Genomic DNA, 18,293 nt, shown 5'->3' on the forward strand with positions numbered 1-18,293 from the left:
CCCCATGTCATCTCCCCCGACTGCACGACGGCAGCGCATCGGTTCCGAACTACGCAAGATGCGCGACGCTGCGGGTGTCACGACTGCTGAGGCCGCCGCAGTCCTCGGCCTGGCCCGCACGAAGGTCACGCTCATCGAGCAGGGGAGCTACACAGTGACTCCCGAGCGAGTGATCGCCCTTGCCGACAGATACAAGGAATCCGATTCCGAGTACGTCAACGCTCTCGCCGAGATGGCAGGTGAGCGAGCCAAGGGCTGGTGGGAAGAGTATCGGGAATCCGTACCGGCAGGGTTTCTGGAAATCGCCGAGTTCGAGTTCCATGCCAAGGGCATGCACTCATACCAGATCTGCCATCCACCCGGCCCCATGCAAACCGAACGCTACAGCAGGGCTGTCTTCGTGGAGGCTCAGCCGCCACTTACGCCTCGAATCATCGAGACTCGCGTCGAGCATCGCATGAAGCGATCCAAGATTCTCATGACGGGCGGCGCCGAGCCATACACGGCACTGGTTCACGAAGCGGCTCTTCGCATGCGCTTCGGGGGTCGCGAGGTCACTCGCGAGCAGCTGGACTGGATGCTTGAACTCTCACATCTTCCCCATGTGACTTTGCGCGTTGTGCCCTTCGAATCAGGAGGATTCGTAGGATCCGGCCAGGCGATCATCTATGCAAATGGTCCAGTGCCACGCCTTGATACGGTCCAGTACGACTCCGTGGATGGGCCGATCTACCTCCACTCAACGGAGTACTTGGACAAGTACAGCGCGATCATAGCGAAGATGACCGATAGGTCTCTTTCCGCTGATGATTCACGCGACCTGATCTCAACCATCAAGAGGGAGATTTAGGCCAATGGAGAACCTTTCTTGGATGCGCCCTGCCGCGTGCGCCAACTCCAACAACTGCCCCGAGGTGGCCATCACCGCCGACACCGTCTACCTCCGCAGCAGCCTCCAGCCCTCCTCCGTCGCCCAACTCACCACCGACGAGTGGCGTGACCTCCTCGCCGGGATCCGCAACGGCGAGTTCGACGTCTGACACCCGGGCCCGCCCGGGCCTCACCCCCTCTCCACCGGGGCCCGGGGCCCGGGGCGTAGTGTGCGAACGGTGATCGAACTGAGCTTCCGGGGGAAAGACCGGTATCGCCCGTCCTGGCTTCACCTCGGCGTCCTCTGCCTGGTGTTGGCCGTGGAGGGAGTGTTCGCCGCCTACCGTCTCGGCCCGGCGGGCTTCGGCTGGGTGCTCGGCGGGACCCTGGTGCTGGTCGGCCTCGCCACCTTCGTCGTGCTCCGGTCCTGGACCACCGTCGACGCCTCCGGCATCACCATCTGCTGGGGCCTCGGGCGCGGCCGCACCTATCCCTGGCACGAGATCCGCTGGATCGACATCCGCGAGACCGACAACCAGTACGGGTACTCGCTCGTGCCCCGGATCTACCTCACGAACGGCCGGCGCCGCTCACTGCCCGGGCTCCAGCACAGCGACATCTACCCCTCCCCCGACTTCCAGGTGGACTTCCAGCGCATCCTCAACTGGTGGGAGCTGAGCACGGATCCGAGCATCCGTGTCCAGCCGTCGAAGCAACTCCGCGACCGGGTGGGCCCCATGGCGGTCGGGATGATCGCCGGCCTCCTCATCGCGGTCGTCGTCGGACTCGTCTTCGTCCTGAAGAACTGACCCGGCTCCGAACCGAATCCGACCCGAAAGGACACCCTGCATGACCAGCCCGCAGGACGTGGTCGAGCAGCAGCTCACCGCCTACAACGGTCACGACATCGACGCCTTCGTCGCCACCTACGCCGAGGACGTCCTCGTTCTGCGGCGGGACGGCAGCCGACTGGAGGGCCGCCAGGCACTGCGCGACACCTACACCCGGCAGTTCGCCGCAGGCCGCTGCCGGGCGGAGATCGTGGGACGGCTCACCGAGGGCGACTGGGTGGTCGACCACGAAGTCGCCCACGGCCTGTCCGACGAACCGGTCCGCGTCCTGGTGGCCTACCGGGTCCGCGAAGGCCTCATCGACCGCGTCGAGTTCCTCGGCTGAGCCCGCGCACCCTGCTCGCCCCACCCTGCTCGCCGCACCCTGCTCGCCCCGCCCTGCTCGACCGCCCTCACCCGTCACCCCGCCGACAACAGGGCGGTGAGCACCTCCTCCGGATCAGGGCCGTGCACCGTCAGCGCCTCCGCGCGGACGGCGGCGAGGTCCAGGGCATCCAGCACGGCCTTCACCGTGACGATCGAGTTGTCGCCGGGTATGGACAGCGCCAGCGCCTCCTCGTCCGGCGCCGCGTAGTCGAAGAGCGCTGCGGCCGCCCGGAGTTCGGCCCGGCCGGCGAAGCTCAGCCGCAGGTGACTGCCCGGGACGAACCGCTTCAGCTCGGCCGCCGTGCCCTCGGCCACGATCCGGCCACCGTTGAGCACGGCCGTCCGGTCGGCGACCCGGTCCGCCTCCTCCAGGTGCCGCGTGGTGAGCAGGACGGTGAGGCCGTGGTCGGTGGCGAGGCCCCGGACCGACTCCCCCAGCGCCTGCCGGCCGGCCGCGTCGAGGCCGGCGGTCGGCTCGTCGAGCAGGACGACCCGAGGCTCCCCGACCAGCGCCATCGCCAGATCCAGCGTGCGCAGCACGCCGACCGGGAGACCGGCGGCCGCTCCGTTCGCCACCTCGCTCAGCTCGAAGCGCCGCAGCAGCTCCGCGACCCTCCTGCGCCCCTCCCGACGACCCAGGTGGTGAAGGTCCGCCATCAGGAGCAGGTTCTCCTCGGCGGTGAGCAGCTTGTCCACCGCCGAGACCTGGCCGACGACACCGATCGCCCGCCGGACCTCACCCGCGCCCCGAACTCCGCCCACGCCCCGGACCGCACCCGCACCCGCACCCCGAACTCCGCCCACGCCCCGGACCGCACCCGCACCCGCGCCCCGAGCCCTGCCCCCTCGCAGGGCCCTGCCCGCTTGCGGGACCCGGCCCGCCCGCTGCACCAGCTCGTGCCCGGCCACCCGCACCACCCCGCCGTCGGCCGGGACGAGCGTGGAGAGGATCCGCACGACGGTGCTCTTCCCGGCTGCCCTCGCCCCGAGGAGTGCGAACACCGTGCCCTCGGGGACCGTCAGGTCGATGCCGTCCAACACCACTCTCCCCCCGTAGGACTTGGTCAGTCCGGCCACGGAGACCGCCGCCGTGATCGGGGCGGCGGGGACCGGCCTCAGGGTCATGGCTCACGCCTCCTTCGCTACCGGGTACGCCGGGCCGTGACCGGGTGGTCAGGAGCGCCGGATCACGATGTCACCGAGCTGCGTCCGCCCCCGGATCTCGACCCGCTCCGTCGCCTCGCCGGGGCCCGCCGCGGCGCCGAGCGAGTTGCGGAGGCTACCGAGCTTGGTGTGGACGTCGAGCCAGGCGGCCGTGCCCTCGCGGATGCCGACCTCCAGCTCGCCGATGGCGCTCTGCAGGACGACCCGCCCGCGGACCACCTCACCGATCCGGATGGCGCCCTGGGCCGTCTTGATGTCCACGTCCCCGAGGGCCGCGCCGACCTGGATCTGGCCGTTGGAGGAGTTGACCTTGAGGTCCCCGCCGGCCTCGCCGATCACCGTCTCGCCGTTGAGGTTCTTCACCGTCACCGTGCCCGCCACGGTGCCGATCTCGACCCGGCCGGAGCCGTTGACCTCGGCGTCCCCGTCGGCCCGCCGCAGCCGGACGTCGCCGTGGTCCGTCCGCAGGTGGACGGAGTCCGCGTGCTCGACCTGGATCCGGCCGACCGACGTCCGCACCCGGCAGTCGCCCAGCAGCCCCTCGCAGAGGAAGTCCCCCATCGGCGCGTTGCCGTGGACCTCCGAGCCGGCCGGCAGCTCGACGGTGACATCGACCGAGCCCGCCCGCCCGAAGAGCGAGCGCTTCTTCGGGCCCTTCACCACCAGGGCGCCGCCCGCGTAACTGATCCTGGTCTGCTCCGCGGCCTTGACGTCCGCCTCGACCGCCGGGTCCGCCGGCCGGACCTCGACCACGGTGTCCGTGCGCTTGCCCGCGGCGATCCGGACGGACGCGATGTCGAACTCGATGGTGGCGCTGATCGGGCCGGGAGTGTCGAAAGAAGGCATGGCTGTCCCGTTCTCTTGGCTCTGATGGATGAACCCGCCGGTCGGACGGGGTGGAAGGAGAAGGAGTGGGAAGCGCGGAACCTAGTGGACCCAGCCGGTGAACCCCTGCCCGGTCGGTGACACCGTCCGCCCGACGGCCCGGACGGGCTCGCCCGGCTCCAGGGCGGCGGCGACGGCGCGCACCAGCCAGGCGTTGGCCGAGAGGCCCTCCTGACCGGCCGCCTCCTCGACCCTGGTCTTGAGGTGGGCGGGCAGGCGGAAGTTGATCCGGGCGGTGTTGCCGTCCTCCCCCTCCGGCCCCGCCGGTGCCACCGGCGGTGCCACCGGCGCCGGTGACCGCTCACCGGCGTCGTGGAACACCTCCGGCGACGGTGGCGCCATCACCACGAACTCCGGATCCAGCCCCCGGAGCCGGACGTCCACCGAGCCGGGCGCGAGATCACGGGTGACCTCGCCCATCGCGGCGGAGAGGGCGTTGAGAAGGGTGAGCCGCACGGCCGACTCCAGCGGAAGAGTCAGGCGCTCGGCCAGGGCACGGGCTTCGTCTCCGCCCGCGCTCGCTGCGACCGCGAGCTCGTTCCGGAGGTTGTCGACGTACGGCGAGAGGTCCATGACCCAAGAATGGCACACCGATGGCGCCACACCAAGCCCTTTTGGCGCCATGACCCGAAAGAGTGGCGCCACGCGTCGGCGCGGGGCCCGCCGCCGGACGCACCGCGGGCCGGTACCGTCCAGGACGGCACCGGCCCGCAGGCATTCCAGGGGAAGGTCAGACCGTGCCCCACCCGGCCAGGTGGGCGTCGATCTCGCCGACGATCCGGGCCTTGCCGGCCGGGTCCAGGAAGGACGCCTCGACCGCGTTGCGCGCCAGCGCGGCGACGCCCGCCTCGTCCAGGTCCAGCAGCCGGGCCGCGACCGCGTACTCGGTGTTGAGGTCGGTGCCGAACATCGGCGGGTCGTCGCTGTTGACGGTGACCAGCAGGCCCGCGTCGACCATCTGCCGGATCGGGTGCTCCTCGATCCGCTCGACCGCGCGGGTCGCGATGTTCGAGGTCGGGCAGACCTCCAGGGCGATCCGGTGCTCGCCGAGGTGGTCCATCAGGGCCGGGTCCCGCACGGCCTGGGTGCCGTGGCCGATGCGCTCGGCGCCGAGCAGCCGCAGGGCGTCCCAGACCGTCTCGGGGCCGGTGGTCTCGCCCGCGTGCGGGACGCTGCGCAGACCGACCGCCCGCGCCCGGTCGAAGTACGGCTTGAACTGCGGGCGCGGCACGCCGATCTCCGGGCCGCCGAGGCCGAAGCTGACCAGGCCCTCGGGGGCGAGGTCGACGGCGAGCCGGGCGGTCTCCTCGGCGGCGGCCAGACCGGCCTCGCCGGGGATGTCGAAGCACCAGCGGAGCACGACGCCGAGGTCCTTCTCGGCCCGCACCCGGGCGTCCTCGATGGCCTCCATGAAGGCGACGTCGGGGATGCCCCGGCTGACCGAGGAGTACGGCGTGATGGTCAGCTCCGCGTACCGGATGTTCTGCCGGGCCATGTCCTCGGCGACGCCGTAGGTCAGCGCGCGGACGTCCTCGGCGTCGCGGATCAGGTCGACGACGCTGAGGTAGACCTCGATGAAGTGGGCGAAGTCGGTGAAGGTGAAGTACTCGGCGAGGGCGGCCGGGTCGACCGGCACCTTCGACCGGCCGCGGTGGCGCGCGGCCAGCTCGGCGACCACCCGCGGCGAGGCCGAGCCCACGTGGTGGACGTGCAGCTCCGCCTTGGGCATCCCGGCGATGAACGCCTCGATGCCCCGGTTCGCGGTGGGGTTTCCGATCCGACTTCCGTCCGGCTGGACCACGGTGGTGCCCTTCTTCTCTACGCGCGTATCAAGCTGTGTCCGCAAGGATAAGCACAGGTGGCTCAGCCCCCGAGGGCAACCGCCACGGTGTGGATGAGCAGTCCCGCCAGCGCTCCGACCACGGTCCCGTTGATCCGGATGAACTGCAGGTCACGGCCGACGTTGGCCTCGATCTTGCGGGACGCGTCGTCCGCGTCCCAGCCGGCCACGGTCTCGGAGATCAGCGAGGTGATCTCCGCACGGTAGGTGTCGACGAGGTACTGGGCGGCGTCCTGGAGCCAGCCGTCCACCTTGGCCTGGAGCTTCGGCTCGGTCGCCAGGCGCGCGCCGAAGTCGCGCACGCCGTCACGGATGCGCCGGCGCAGCTCGCTGTCCTCGTCCTCCGCCGCGGTCAGCACCAGGGCGCGGACGGCGGCCCAGGTGGAGGCGATGAGCTCCTGCACCTCGGGGCGGACCAGCAGGTCGGCCTTGGCCCGCTCGACCCGGGCGATGGTCTCCCGGTCGCTCTGCAGTTCGGTGGCGAAGTCGGCGAGGAAGTTGTCGACGGCGCCGCGCGCGGCGTGGTGCGGGTCGTCCCGGATGTCGGTGACGAACCGCATCAGCTCCTTGTAGACCCGCTCGCCGACCTGGTGGTCGAGGAACCTCGGCGTCCAGCCCGGGGTCTTCTGGGTGACCCGCTGGACCACCTCCTCGTGGTTCTCGGTCAGCCAGTCGTGCACCCGGACGGCGATCAGGTCGACCACGCCGTGGTGGCCGCCGTCGGCGACCACCCTGCCGAGCATCCGGCCCATCGGCTCGGCGACCGAGGTGGCGGCGGCCCGCCTGGTCACCGCCTCGCCGACGACCGCCTGGACGTCGTCGTCGCGCAGCACCGCGAGGACGCCGCGCAGCGCGGCCGACGCCTCCTTGGTGACCCGCTCGGCGCTGCCGGGCGCGGCCAGCCACTCCCCCAGCCGGCGGGCGATGCCGAGCGCAGCTAGCCGGCCGCGCACCACCTGGCCGGAGAGGAAGTTGTCGCCGACGAAGTCGCCGAGCGACTTGCCGAAGGCGTCCTTCTTGGTCGGGATGATCGCGGTGTGCGGGATCGGCAGGCCGAACGGACGGCGGAAGAGCGCGGTCACCGCGAACCAGTCGGCGAGCGCGCCGACCATGCCCGCCTCGGCGGCGGCGGCCAGGTAGCCCGCCCAGGCGCCGGCACCGGCCGCCTTCGCCCAGGTGGCCAGGGCGAAGACCAGGGTCGCGAAGGCCAGCAGGCCGGTCGCGATGGTCTTCATCCGGCGGACGCCGCGTCTCTTCTCCTCGTCGGCCGCGGTGAACCGGACCCCGGGCCCGGTCCCGCTGAAGGCATCGTCACTCACCCCGCCAGTCTGCCCGTTGCCGGCGCATGCGGAGGGCGCGCCCCACAAAGACGCGCCCCCGCCGTGGGAACGCCGTGCGCCCGGCCCGGCCACCGGACCGGACGCACGCCCGCCGCGCCGGGGCCGGTCAGCCGATCGCGACCTCCGCGTACATCCGGGCGATCACGTCCTCGATGGCCGGCTCGCGGACCGACAGGTCGACCATCGGGTACCGGTCGGCGACCGCGGCGACGATCGGGGCGGCGCTCTGCTGGGCCGGGAAGGCCAGCCACTGCCGCGGCCCGTCGACCTTCACCACCCGGGCGCCGGGCACCTCGATCGGCGGCCGCGCCTCGGCGAGGTCGACGACCAGGGTCCGCTCGCTGTCGCCCGCCGCGTGCAGCCCCTCCAGGCCGCCGTCGTAGACGACCCGGCCGTGGTCGATCACCATGACCCGGCCGCAGAGCTGCTCGATGTCGGTGAGGTCGTGGGTGGTGAGCAGCACGGTGGTGCCCTCGTCGCGGTTGACCTCGCGCAGGAAGTCGCGCACCCGGCCCTTGCTCACCACGTCCAGCCCGATGGTGGGCTCGTCCAGGTAGAGCACCTGCGGGTCGTGCAGCAGCGCCGCCGCCAGGTCCCCGCGCATCCGCTGGCCGAGCGAGAGCTGGCGCACCGGGGTGTCCAGCAGGGCGCCGAGGTCGAGCAGTTCGACGCAGCGTCGGAGGTTGGCCCGATATCGGTGCTCGGGGATGCGGTAGATCCGGCGGGCCAGCTCGTAGGAGTCCCGGAGCGGGAGGTCCCACCAGAGCGTGGTGCGCTGCCCGAAGACGACGCCGATCCGGCGGGCCAGCGCGACGCGCTCCCGGGCCGGGTCGACGCCGGCGACGCGCAGCCGGCCGCCGGAGGGCACCAGGATGCCGGTGAGCATCTTGATGGTGGTGGACTTGCCCGCGCCGTTCGGGCCGATGTAGCCGACGCATTCGCCGGCCTCCACCGTGAAGCTCAGCCCGTCCACCGCGCGGACCTCGCGCTTCTCGCGCTTCAGCCGGCCGGCCTTGGCGCGGACGGTGAAGGTCCGGCGGACGTCGTCGAGTTCGATCAGTGCCATGGGAGTCCTGCTTTCGAAGGGGGTTCGGGGCCGGGTCAGCTGCCGGTGCCGCGGTAGGCCCGCAGCCCGGCGCGCCAGGCCAGCCCGGCCGCCACCAGTGCGAGGACGGCGGCGATCGGCGAGGCGTACTGGAAGGCGGTCGGCAGGCCGAGCGGGTCGGGCCGGTCGAGGATCCGCAGCGCGGGCAGCCAGTTGACGAATGCCAGCGGGACGCCGAACACGGTGCCCGCCACCAGCTCCTTGGCGAAGACGGTCGGCGGGTAGTGCAGCACGGTGGCGCCGCCGTAGGTGAAGGCGTTCTGGATCTCCTTGGCCTCGCCCCACCAGAACTGGAGGGTGGCGAAGCCCACGAACACCGCGGCGAAGATCGCCGTACCGCAGACCAGCAGGGACGGGACGAGCAGCACCCGGTCCCAGGTCCAGTCGACGTCCAGGGCGGCCAGCGACCAGCCCAGCACCCCGACCGCCTGCACCGGCCGGCCGATCCGGCGCAGCGAGAAGCGCTCGGCGCAGACCTGGGCCAGCGCCGGGGCGGGCCGGATCAGCATGGTGTCCAGCGTGCCCGCCCGGATCCGCTGGCCCAGGCCGTCGACGCTGCCGACCAGCAGGTTGGCCATGCCGAGCGCGAAGCCCGAGGTGCCGTAGAGGAAGCCGAGCTCGGGCAGCGTCCAGCCGCCGAGCCGGTCCGTGTGCCGGAACATCAGGATCACCACGACGAAGTCGAGGAAGGTGATCACCAGGTTGGCGACGAGCATCAGCACGAAGGACGCCCGGTAGGACATCGTCGCCCTGGTCCACATCGCGGCGGTGAGCCACCAGGCGCGCAGCGCCCAGCGGGTCCGGGCGAGCAGGCCCCGCTCGGTCGGGAGCGGACCGGTGGAGAGCGGGTCGTTCGGGAGCGGGTCGCCTCCGGCGGGCGGGGCCGCGGCGCGGGCGAGGGCCGGCTCAGCCACCCTGGACCACCACCTTGCGGGTAGCGAGCAGCTGGACGCCCCGGCCGAGGAGGACCAGCCCGAGGCCCCAGACGAGTTGGAAGCCGAGCGCACCGAGCAGCGCGGCCCCGGTCGAGCGCTCCAGGAAGACGTCGGTCGGCACCTGGATCAGCGCGGCCCACGGCAGCACCGGCGCGATCTCGCCGAGCAGGCCGGGGAAGAGGGCCAGCGGCAGCAGCATCCCGGAGAAGAACATCGACACCACCAGCATCACCGAGCGCACCCCCTCCGAGTCGTGCAGCCAGAAGCCGGTGAGCGAGACGAGGAAGCGCAGCCCGAAGCTGACCACCACCGCGAGCAGCACCGACAGCAGGAAGTACAGCCAGGTCAGCGGGTGTTCGGGCAGCCGGACCCGGAAGACCAGCGCCCCCGCCAGCATCGGCAGGGTGCCGCGGGCGAGCAGGTGGTAGCCGGCCCGGCCGAGGTCGGTGGCCAGCCACCAGCCCTGGAAGTCCACCGGGCGGTAGAGGTCGATGGCGATGTCGCCGCTGCGGAACCGGTCCTGGACGTCGTCCTGGAAGCCGCCGCCCCAGACCGCGACGGTGACCAGCAGCGCCTGGCTGACCCAGATGTAGGTGACGGCGGCGCTCTGGTCGTAGCCGCCGAGGCCGGGCCGGGCCTGCCAGAGGGCGACGAAGGTGTAGGCGAGGATGAAGCCGAAGACGGTGTTGGTGAAGGCCCCGGCCAGGGTGGCGGCCCGGTAGGTGGCGTAGCGGCGGAAGGCTCCGCGGGCGATGGCGAGGTAGAGCGCCACCGCGGCGCCCGGACCGCCGACGGCGCCCGCGGGATGTGGAGCACCACGGGGATCGGGATCGGGATCGGGAGGGTGTCGGAACCGCGACTCGGCGGGAAGAGCGTTCGACATATTGTCTCCTTGTCGACAAATAGGAGCGGGCAGATGTCCCCGGGGACACCGGCGCACGCGGACCGGCCCCGGCCGACCCCACCCGGGGGGGTGCCGGGTCAGGCGGGCGGAGCTGCCCGAACTGGGTGCGCTATGTGGTTCGCACCTTTCACCGTACCTCCGGCGATCTTCCCGCGCACCCGGTTATTCCAACGCCTGATCACGGGTCAAATAGCACATAATCGCGGCATGACCTTGAGGGCAGACCACAGCACCCGGCGCAGCGCCAGACGGGCCGCCCGCCGCGAAGCCCGCCGCGCCAAGCCGCTGTGGCGCCGGCTCCTGCCCACCTGGCGGGTCACCCTCGGCGCGCTCACCGCGACCCTGCTGCTCGCCGTCGGCTCCTTCGCCGTGCTCTACCTCATCGTCCCCGTGCCCGACGCCAACGCCCACGCCGTCGCCCAGAACAACATCTACCTCTACGCCGACGGCACCACCGAGATCGCCCGCACCGGCGCCGTGAACCGCACCGACGTCACGATCGACCAGATCCCGCTCGACACCCGGCACGCCGTCGTCTCCGCCGAGGACCGCACCTTCTACCGCAACGGCGGCATCGACCTGAAGGGCATGGTCCGGGCCGGCTGGAACACCCTCACCGGACGCGGCACCCAGGGCGGCTCCACCATCACCCAGCAGTACGTCAAGAACTACTACCTGACGCAGGACCAGACCATCGAGCGCAAGGGCCGCGAACTCTTCATCGCGCTCAAGGTCGACCAGCAGCGCAGCAAGGACCAGATCCTCACCGGGTACCTCAACAGCAGCTACTTCGGCCGGGGCGCCTATGGCATCCAGAGCGCCGCCCACGCCTACTACGGCACCGACGTCTCCCGCCTCACCCTCCCCCAGGGCGCCTACCTCGCCGCGCTGCTCCAGGCCCCCAGCGCCTACGACGTCAAGACCGCCACCCCCGCCAACCGCGAGAAGGCCGTCGCCCGCTGGAACTACACCCTCGACGGCATGGTCCAACTCGGCTTCCTCAGCCCGGCCGACCGCGCCGCCACCACCTTCCCCGACCCGATCGACCCCCAGCCCGCCACCGGGCTCAAGGGCCAGTCCGGCTACCTGGTCGGCGTCGCCGACGACTACCTCGTCTCCGCCGGCATCATCGACGCCGCCACCCTCAAGTCCGGCGGCTGGCGCATCACCACCACCTTCGACAAGCCCCGCCAGGACGCCTTCGTCCAGGCCGTCCAGCAGGAACTCACCGCCGAACTCGACCCCGTGGCCCGGCCCGCCACCGACACCGACGTCCGGGTCGCCGGCGCCTCCGTCGAACCCGCCACCGGCCGGGTCGTCGCCGTCTACGGCGGCCCCGACTACGCCAAGCAGCCCTACAACGACGTCCTGCGCCAGGACAACCAGATCGGCTCCACCTTCAAGGCCTTCGACCTCGCCGCCGGCCTCACCTCCGGCCGCAGCAGCGGCGACGGCCGCCCGATCACCACCGAGACCCGCTACGACGGCACCAGCGAACGCCCCGTCACCGGCGGCCCCACCCCGTACGCCCCGCCCAACGAGGACGGCATCGACTACGGCAGCATCACCCTGCGCTACGCCATGGTGAAGTCCGTCAACTCGGTGTACGCCCAGGAGGGCGTCGACGCCGGACTCGCCCACGTCCGCGACACGGCCGTCCGGCTCGGCATCCCCGACAACGTCCCCGGCATGGACCCGGCCAACACCTCGATGACGCTCGGCACCGCCACCCCCAGCGCCCTCAACCTGGCCGGCGCCTACGCCGGCCTCGCCAACCACGGCCAGACGTACGCCCCCTGGTCGGTCGGCAAACTCGAACGCGTCAACTCCGGCGGCGCCATCGACGTCCCCAAGATGCCTGAACACGTCCCCACCAGCGCCCTCGACCGGGGCGCCGCCGACGCCGTCACCGACGTCCTGCGCGACGTCGTCAGCACCCGCGGCACCGGCGCCGCCGCCCTCGACCTCGGCCGCCCCGCTGCCGGCAAGACCGGCACCACCGACTCCAACCTCTCCGCCTGGTTCGCCGGCTTCACCCCCGAACTCGCCACCACCGTCGGCCTGTTCCGGGAGAACCCGAAGACCCACGCCAAGGAGCCGCTGTCCGGCACCGCCGGCTACGAACGGATCAACGGCGGAGCCTTCCCCACCCGGATCTGGACGGCCTACATGGCCGACGCCCTCGACGGCACCGACGTCCAGCGCTTCGACCTCCAGACCGGCCGCGGCACCACCCAGACCGGCGGGCCGACCGGCAGCGGCTCGCCCTCCCCGTCGCCGTCGCCCAGCGCCACGGCCACCGCCACCACCGCGCCGACGCACACCCCGACGCCGTCCGCCCCCGCCCCGCCCAGCCCCAGCAGCCGGCCCACCGAGACGGCGCCGGCGCCCAGCCCCGAGGCCCCCGCCCCGACCGGCACCCCGGAACAGCCGCCCGCGCCCACCAACCGACCCACCGCGCCGCCGCGGCCGACGCACACCCCGACCGCGCCCCCGAGCACCCCGCCCCCGGCCGGCGACACCAGCACCCCGCCGACCCGCCCGGCCACCGCCCAGCCCCCCGCACCGGCCGACGGACACCCCGCCGGACAGGCCCCGTAGCGCCCGGAGCCCAGAGCCCTCTATCGGCGCCCGCAGGATCTCAGGACCTCAGGACCTCAGGACACCAGCTCCCGCTCCAGCGGCGTCCGGAACCGCGGCGTCACCCGCACCTGGCCCAACCAGCCCGCCAACCGCGCCGCCTCCACCTCGACCGCCGCCCGCGCCTCGGCCCCGGCATCCGCCAGGAACCGCCACACCAGCTCACCGTCGGGGCGCTGCGCCCAGCCGCCGACCACCCGGCCGCACCACCAGAGCGTCGGCCCGGCGTTGCCCGCCCGGTCGAACAGCGCCGGCACGTCCTCAGGCCGCAGGTACCAGTCCCGCCCGCGCCAGCCCATCACCGTCGGATCCAGCGCCGGCAGCAGCGCCGCCCACGGCTCCGGCTCCGCCACCGGCCCGTCGTCCCCCGGCAGCACCAGGCCCGCCACCGCGCCGGCCAGCACCACCTCCACCGCGCCGACGTCCCCCAGCGCCCTGCGGGTGTCCCCCAGCGTCCAGCCCGTCCACCACTTCACGTCCTCGACCGTCCCCGGACCGTACGCCGCCAGCCAGCGCCGGACCACCTCGGCCTTCGCCTCCCGCACCGGCACGTCCGGCCACTGCGGCACCGGCGCCCACGGATAGCTGCTGCTCAGCCACGAACCTCGCGGCCGGGAGCGCCGCACGTGCCCGTCCGAGGCCAGCAGCCGCAGCAGCCGGCTGCCCACGCTCTGCCGGGCCTCGTACGGCTTGCCCTGCGCCATCAGCATCGTCTCGCGCAACGCCGTTACGTCCTCGGCGAGTTCGGACGTCGTCGCCTCGCCCCGCACGGCCAGCGCCGCCAGCACGGCCCGCTCCGTCGCGGCCAGCCGCGGCTCGTCCCACCCCTCGGCGAACTCCCGCAGGTGCTTCACCAGCGTGGCCCGCTCCTTGACCGCGATCGCCCGCGCCGCCGCGGAGCTGACGTACGGGGCGAACTCCTCCGTCACCGCGAAGAGGGTGCGCCGCATCGACAGCAGCTTCACCAGCGAGACGTCCTCGTACAGCGCCCGCTCGACCTCCGCCGCCGAGGGCTCCGCCAGCCGAGCACAGGCCGACAGGTAGACCGTCGCCGCGTCCGTGGCGTGCAGCCCGACGACCGCGTCCGCCACCTCCTCCACCCGCGCCGCCCGCTCGGCCCGCGCCAGCAGGTGCCGCCGCCCGACCCGGGCCCGGCGCTGGTCGTCACCGATCGAAGGCACTCCGCCCGAAGGCACACCGCTGCTCATGCCCGGACCCTACTGCCGGCCCCCGACAACCGCCCGGACACGGCGCTGCGGGCCGCCGCGCCCTCGGCGCGCCGACCCGCCCGGAAAGCCCTCACGGGGTGCCCGCCCGGGTCCTCAGAGGTACAGCCCGGTCGAGCCCTCCGCGTCGCCGAAGCGCATCGCGGCCACCGCGTGCAGGTCCCGCTCGCGCAGCAGCACGTAGGTGGCGCCGCGGACCTCGACCTCCAGCTTGTCCTCCGGGTCGTACAGCACGCGGTCACCGGGCTCCACCGAGCGGACGCTCTGGCCCACCGCGACGGCCTCGGCCCAGGTGCACCGCTTGCTGAGCTCCGCGGTGGCCGGGATGAGGATGCCGCCGGTCGAGCGGCGCTCGCCCTCGCTGCCCTCGGTCTTCACCAGGACGCGGTCGTGCAGCATCTTGATCGGCAGCTTCTCGCCCAGCCGGTCGTGGCGCGGCGGGTCCTGCTCGGGGGAGGTGGTCCGCTGGGTCGGTTCGTCGTTCGTACTCACGACCCCGAAGGTACCGCTCCGCGGCGCCCCGCGTGACCCCGGACCGGCATCCGGCGGGCCGGGTGCGGTGGCACCCGGCCCGGCAGGACCCCGCCCCTCAGCCCTTGCGGCGCTTGCGGGCCGAGGCGACCAGCAGCACCAGGCCCACGCCGACCAGCGCGGCGGGCACGATCCGCTCCTTGCGCGGCTGCCCCTTCTCGTCCACGAACTGCGCCCTGGCCTGCTCGACCAGCCCGCTGGCCGCCACGTACACCCGGCCGGCCTTCTCCTCCACGGAGGCCACGGCCTTCGCCTTGACCTGGGCCGTGATGGTGCTCGGGTGGACGCGCATGGCGAGCTCGTCCAGGGTCGCGGCCAGCTGGGTGCGGGTGCGGGTGATGTCCGCCTCGATCTGAGCCGTCGTCCGCGCCGACTTGTCCTTCGTGCTCGCCTCGCCCACTCGGGCCACCCCAATTCACTGATGTTGTCCTGTGCGACTGACCCAGTTTGTCAGCTGCCGCCCCGGCCCGCGCGGCCCCACCCACCATCGGAGGTAAGTTGACCGTGGTACGACCACCCGTCCACGCACCAGGAGAGTCCCCCGTGAGTGAGCGTCTCCAGCCCGGCGACACCGCACCCGCCTTCAGCCTGTCCGACGCCGACGGCAACCAGGTGTCCCTCGCCGGCCACCTCGGCCGGAAGGTGATCGTCTACTTCTACCCCGCCGCGCTCACCCCCGGCTGCACGAAGCAGGCCTGCGACTTCACCGACAACCTGGAGGTCTTCGCGGGCGCCGGGTACGACGTCATCGGCATCTCGCCGGACAAGCCGGAGAAGCTGGGCAAGTTCCGCGAGGCCGAGGACCTCAAGGTCACCCTGCTCTCCGACCCGGAGAAGAAGGTGCTGGAGGCCTACGGCGCGTTCGGCGAGAAGAAGCTGTACGGCAAGACCGTCACCGGTGTGATCCGCTCGACCGTGATCGTCGACGAGCACGGCAAGGTCGAGCACGCCCTGTACAACGTCAAGGCCACCGGTCACGTCGCCAAGCTGCTGCGCGACCTCAAGGTCGAGGCGGCCTGACGGCCGCCCCCGCGGGGGCGGAAACGAAGCGGTGGCGGCGCACCCCCCGACCGGGTGCACCGCCACCGCGTCTCTCACCTCAGCGAGCCACGCTCATCGGATCGACCGATCAGCAGGCCCCGAGGTCGCTCCAGACACCCCACGAGCCACTGGCACTGGGGTCGTCGCCCTTGGTCCACCACTTGTTCTGGTAGTAGTGCCCCTTCCAGGACACCTTGGTGGTGGACGCGTAGGTGGTGCCCGCGTCCCAGCCCGGCGCGCCCGTGCAGGCACCCGAGGTCGGCGTCACCGTGGGCGTCACGGTCGGCGTGACGGTCGGCGTCACCGTGGGCGTGACCGTCGGGGTCACCGTGGGCGTCACGGTCGGCGTGACCGTGGGCGTCACGGTCGGGGTGACCGTCGGCGTCGCGGTCGGCGTCGCGGTGCCGCCGCCCGTGCTGCCGCGGGTCAGGTCGCCCTTCAGGCCGTACAGCGTGCCGGCGACGTTGACCGTCCAGTTCGACGGCGTCGAGACCGGCAGGTAGTAGACGAAGTCCAGGTCCACCGAAGCGCCCGGCGCCAGCGACTGCCAGCCCGGCAGCTTCACCGAGACGCGGTTGTAGGTGCCCTTGAGGCCGCCCACGTTGCCCGGACCGGGGTTGTCCTGCTTGATGACGGTCAGCCCGAACCCGGACTGGTCCTTGGCGTTGCCCGGGGCCGAGTTGCTGTAGTCGAACTGGAACTCGGTCCCGCCCGGCAGGGTCAGCGTCGAGTTGTTGACGATGTGGATCTTCGGGTTGATCGGGTAGTTCGAGTCGCCCAGCGCGAAGTTGGTGAACGACACGTCGACCGGCAGGGTCTGCTGCGGCAGCGCGATCGTCGAGCGGGTCGCGTTGTACGGCGAGGCCGCCTTGAACTTGTCGTACATCAGCGAGGTCAGCGTCGAGCCGGGCACGTACTGGCCCTTGCCGCCGTTGGCCGCCGCGTCCCACCTGTAGTCGCCCGCGAGCTCCCAGATCATCGCGCCGCCGGCGCCCTGGTTGACGATGTAGTCCGCCTTGGCGGCCACCGACTGCTCGTCCTCGGTGGAGAGGAACACCTTCTTGGTGTCGTTCCACAGCCACGGCGCCACCAGGGTGGAGCTGTAGTTGCGGGTGTAGGTGCCCTGCAGGGCGGTGTCGGTCACGCCGTACTTGGAGAGGTAGTCGGGCACGATGCCCTTCTCCAGGTTCTTCGCGTGCCACATCGGGTTCGAGCCCGCCGGGGACTCCTTGCCAGCGTCGTCCTTGTCGTTCCAGATGTTGTCGATGCCGACCGCGCCGTCACCGCACGAGGTCAGCCCGGCGCCCACCGGGCAGGTGGTCGCGGACGCGGTGCCCCAGAGGCCGTTGGTCCCGCCGGTGACGTTCTTGAACCCGCGGGTGTAGTACGGCAGGCCGACGTTGATCCGGCCGCCCGGCATCGAGCCGCGGAAGTAGTGGTACGACCAGTCGGCGTTCAGGTAGCCGATGCCGCCGTACTGGCCAGTGCCGTACACGTTGGCCGCCGCCAGCTCGCCGTCCTTGCCGTCGTCGAACAGCGAGGCGTTCGGGCCGACGTACTTGTTCCAGGCGCCGTGCAGGTCGTACGACATGATGTTGACGTAGTCCAGGTACTGCGCGATCTGGAAGGTCTCCATGCCGCGCAGCAGGTAACCGGACGACGGGGCCGCGACCGAGAGCAGGTAGTGCTTGCCGTCGGCGGCGCCGGCCCGGTCCAGCTTCTCGCGCAGCGTCTTCATCAGCGCCGCGTAGCCCTTGGCCAGCGAGGCCCGCTTGCCGTTGGCGAGCTGCCAGTCCAGCGGGTTGCCCGCGTCCTTCATCGAGGTCGGGTACTCGTAGTCGACGTCGACGCCGTTGAAGCCGTACTTCTTGATGAAGTCGACCGAGGAGTTGGCGAAGGCGTCGATGCCCGCCTGGTTGACGCTGCCGTCCGGGTTGACCGTCAACGAGTAGAAGCCGCCGGAGTTGACGCGCTTGCCGTCGTCGCCGAAGTACCCGCCGGTCTCGGTCCAGCCGCCCACCGAGATCATGGTCTTGACGTTCGGGTGCTGCTTCTTGAACTTCGTCAGCAGGTTGAAGTGGCCCTTGTAGGGCAGCGACGGGTCCAGCTCGGCGCCGGGCACGCCCGGGAAGGAGATCCCGGTCGCCTCGTTCTTGTCGTTGTCGGTGCCGACCGAGATCTTGTTGTCGCTGCCGACGTGCCCGAACGCGTAGTTCAGGTGGGTGACCTTGTCCCAGGGGATGTCGCTCACCAGGTAGGGCGGGGTCCCGTCCTTGCCGGTACGCCAGCCGGTGAAGTAGCCGATGACGCGGCGCTGGTGGTCCGCGCCCATCTTCTCGCGGCCCTCGGTGTCGTAGACGCTGCAGTACGGGACGTCCACCCCGGGCGTCTGGTACATGCCGTCCGGCCGACAGGCCGCGTTGTCGACGGTGGCGGACGCCTGCGAGGGCGCCGCACCCAGCGTCGCCATCAGCAGGCCGGCCAGGCCGGCGACCGCCAGCGAGGCCATGCCCGCCCGGGCGGCCGGGTTCTTGGAATGCCGGGCAGCGGTGGGACGCCGCTCGGCCGTGCTTCGGATCAACACTCGGTCCTCCG

At 71.9% G+C, this 18,293-nt stretch carries 18 protein-coding genes; 6 read left to right on the top strand and 12 right to left on the bottom strand.

The window, feature by feature from the left end; translation table 11 throughout:
* Positions 1-4 precede the first annotated feature (4 nt).
* From OG618_RS14400 to OG618_RS14415, 4 genes are all read left to right on the top strand, one after another.
* Complete coding sequence (locus OG618_RS14400; RefSeq protein WP_329487805.1) at positions 5-850, top strand: helix-turn-helix domain-containing protein; 846 nt, start codon at positions 5-7, stop codon at positions 848-850.
* A 4-nt stretch (positions 851-854) separates the two neighbouring features.
* The gene (locus OG618_RS14405; protein WP_329487806.1) at positions 855-1,040 is read left to right on the top strand and encodes a DUF397 domain-containing protein; all 186 of its coding nucleotides are present in this window, start codon (positions 855-857) and stop codon (positions 1,038-1,040) included.
* A 69-nt stretch (positions 1,041-1,109) separates the two neighbouring features.
* Positions 1,110-1,679 carry a hypothetical protein gene (locus OG618_RS14410; protein WP_329487807.1) on the top strand — a complete coding sequence of 190 codons (570 nt, stop codon included), beginning with the start codon at positions 1,110-1,112 and terminating at the stop codon, positions 1,677-1,679.
* 40 nt (positions 1,680-1,719) lie between these two features.
* On the top strand, positions 1,720-2,046 hold the full coding sequence (locus tag OG618_RS14415; protein ID WP_329487808.1) for a nuclear transport factor 2 family protein: 327 nt from the start codon (positions 1,720-1,722) through the stop codon (positions 2,044-2,046).
* 74 nt (positions 2,047-2,120) lie between these two features.
* On the opposite strand, the gene OG618_RS14420 is transcribed toward OG618_RS14415, so the two are convergent.
* From OG618_RS14420 to OG618_RS14455, 8 genes are all read right to left on the bottom strand, one after another.
* The gene (locus OG618_RS14420) at positions 2,121-3,212 is read right to left on the bottom strand and encodes an ABC transporter ATP-binding protein (protein WP_329487809.1); all 1,092 of its coding nucleotides are present in this window, start codon (positions 3,210-3,212) and stop codon (positions 2,121-2,123) included.
* 48 nt (positions 3,213-3,260) lie between these two features.
* Complete coding sequence (locus OG618_RS14425; protein WP_329487810.1) at positions 3,261-4,097, bottom strand: DUF4097 family beta strand repeat-containing protein; 837 nt, start codon at positions 4,095-4,097, stop codon at positions 3,261-3,263.
* 81 nt (positions 4,098-4,178) lie between these two features.
* Positions 4,179-4,709, bottom strand: a complete 531-nt coding sequence (locus tag OG618_RS14430; protein WP_329487811.1) for a hypothetical protein — start codon at positions 4,707-4,709, stop codon at positions 4,179-4,181.
* Positions 4,710-4,866: 157 nt separating this feature from the next.
* Entirely contained in the window at positions 4,867-5,937 is a 1,071-nt protein-coding gene (locus OG618_RS14435) for an adenosine deaminase (RefSeq protein ID WP_329487812.1), read from the bottom strand.
* 62 nt (positions 5,938-5,999) lie between these two features.
* A complete protein-coding gene (locus OG618_RS14440) occupies positions 6,000-7,295 on the bottom strand; it encodes a DUF445 domain-containing protein (protein WP_329487813.1) in 1,296 nt (431 codons plus the stop codon).
* 127 nt (positions 7,296-7,422) lie between these two features.
* A complete protein-coding gene (locus tag OG618_RS14445; RefSeq protein ID WP_329487814.1) occupies positions 7,423-8,382 on the bottom strand; it encodes an ABC transporter ATP-binding protein in 960 nt (319 codons plus the stop codon).
* Positions 8,383-8,417: 35 nt separating this feature from the next.
* The gene (locus tag OG618_RS14450; protein ID WP_442906795.1) at positions 8,418-9,335 is read right to left on the bottom strand and encodes an ABC transporter permease; all 918 of its coding nucleotides are present in this window, start codon (positions 9,333-9,335) and stop codon (positions 8,418-8,420) included.
* Positions 9,328-10,128, bottom strand: a complete 801-nt coding sequence (locus tag OG618_RS14455) for an ABC transporter permease (RefSeq protein WP_329487815.1) — start codon at positions 10,126-10,128, stop codon at positions 9,328-9,330. Before OG618_RS14455 ends, OG618_RS14450 begins: the two co-directional genes overlap by 8 nt.
* Positions 10,129-10,467: 339 nt before the next feature.
* On the opposite strand from OG618_RS14455, the gene OG618_RS14460 reads away from it, so the two are divergent.
* Positions 10,468-12,861, top strand: a complete 2,394-nt coding sequence (locus tag OG618_RS14460) for a transglycosylase domain-containing protein (protein ID WP_329487816.1) — start codon at positions 10,468-10,470, stop codon at positions 12,859-12,861.
* 56 nt (positions 12,862-12,917) lie between these two features.
* Here the strand turns inward: OG618_RS14460 and OG618_RS14465 are convergent, their stop codons facing one another.
* From OG618_RS14465 to OG618_RS14475, 3 genes are all read right to left on the bottom strand, one after another.
* The gene (locus OG618_RS14465) at positions 12,918-14,108 is read right to left on the bottom strand and encodes a winged helix DNA-binding domain-containing protein (RefSeq protein WP_329487817.1); all 1,191 of its coding nucleotides are present in this window, start codon (positions 14,106-14,108) and stop codon (positions 12,918-12,920) included.
* A gap of 114 nt (positions 14,109-14,222) precedes the next feature.
* Positions 14,223-14,525 (bottom strand): GroES family chaperonin, encoded by a 303-nt coding sequence (locus OG618_RS14470; RefSeq protein WP_057237824.1) that lies wholly within the window; start codon positions 14,523-14,525, stop codon positions 14,223-14,225.
* Positions 14,526-14,715: 190 nt separating this feature from the next.
* Complete coding sequence (locus OG618_RS14475; protein ID WP_329487818.1) at positions 14,716-15,057, bottom strand: DUF3618 domain-containing protein; 342 nt, start codon at positions 15,055-15,057, stop codon at positions 14,716-14,718.
* Between the two features lie 143 nt (positions 15,058-15,200).
* On the opposite strand from OG618_RS14475, the gene bcp reads away from it, so the two are divergent.
* The gene (gene bcp / locus OG618_RS14480; RefSeq protein ID WP_329487819.1) at positions 15,201-15,677 is read left to right on the top strand and encodes a thioredoxin-dependent thiol peroxidase; all 477 of its coding nucleotides are present in this window, start codon (positions 15,201-15,203) and stop codon (positions 15,675-15,677) included.
* Between the two features lie 109 nt (positions 15,678-15,786).
* Here bcp and OG618_RS14485 read toward each other — a convergent pair whose 3' ends face one another.
* The gene (locus tag OG618_RS14485; protein ID WP_329492112.1) at positions 15,787-18,207 is read right to left on the bottom strand and encodes a chitinase C-terminal domain-containing protein; all 2,421 of its coding nucleotides are present in this window, start codon (positions 18,205-18,207) and stop codon (positions 15,787-15,789) included.
* Positions 18,208-18,293: the final 86 nt, after the last annotated feature.

The sequence above is a fragment of the Kitasatospora sp. NBC_01246 genome, assembly GCF_036226505.1.
Lineage (GTDB): Bacteria > Actinomycetota > Actinomycetes > Streptomycetales > Streptomycetaceae > Kitasatospora.

Bases quoted from the DNA above. Each gene is read 5' to 3' on its own strand.
- OG618_RS14400 (WP_329487805.1), top strand. From the start codon at position 5: ATGTCATCTCCCCCGACTGCACGACGGCAGCGCATCGGTTCCGAACTA.
- OG618_RS14405 (WP_329487806.1), top strand. From the start codon at position 855: ATGGAGAACCTTTCTTGGATGCGCCCTGCCGCGTGCGCCAACTCCAAC.
- OG618_RS14415 (WP_329487808.1), top strand. From the start codon at position 1,720: ATGACCAGCCCGCAGGACGTGGTCGAGCAGCAGCTCACCGCCTACAAC.
- OG618_RS14420 (WP_329487809.1), bottom strand. From the start codon at position 3,212: ATGACCCTGAGGCCGGTCCCCGCCGCCCCGATCACGGCGGCGGTCTCC.
- OG618_RS14425 (WP_329487810.1), bottom strand. From the start codon at position 4,097: ATGCCTTCTTTCGACACTCCCGGCCCGATCAGCGCCACCATCGAGTTC.
- OG618_RS14430 (WP_329487811.1), bottom strand. From the start codon at position 4,709: ATGGACCTCTCGCCGTACGTCGACAACCTCCGGAACGAGCTCGCGGTC.
- OG618_RS14445 (WP_329487814.1), bottom strand. From the start codon at position 8,382: ATGGCACTGATCGAACTCGACGACGTCCGCCGGACCTTCACCGTCCGC.
- OG618_RS14460 (WP_329487816.1), top strand. From the start codon at position 10,468: ATGACCTTGAGGGCAGACCACAGCACCCGGCGCAGCGCCAGACGGGCC.
- OG618_RS14465 (WP_329487817.1), bottom strand. From the start codon at position 14,108: ATGAGCAGCGGTGTGCCTTCGGGCGGAGTGCCTTCGATCGGTGACGAC.
- OG618_RS14470 (WP_057237824.1), bottom strand. From the start codon at position 14,525: ATGCTGCACGACCGCGTCCTGGTGAAGACCGAGGGCAGCGAGGGCGAG.
- OG618_RS14485 (WP_329492112.1), bottom strand. From the start codon at position 18,207: ATGGCCTCGCTGGCGGTCGCCGGCCTGGCCGGCCTGCTGATGGCGACG.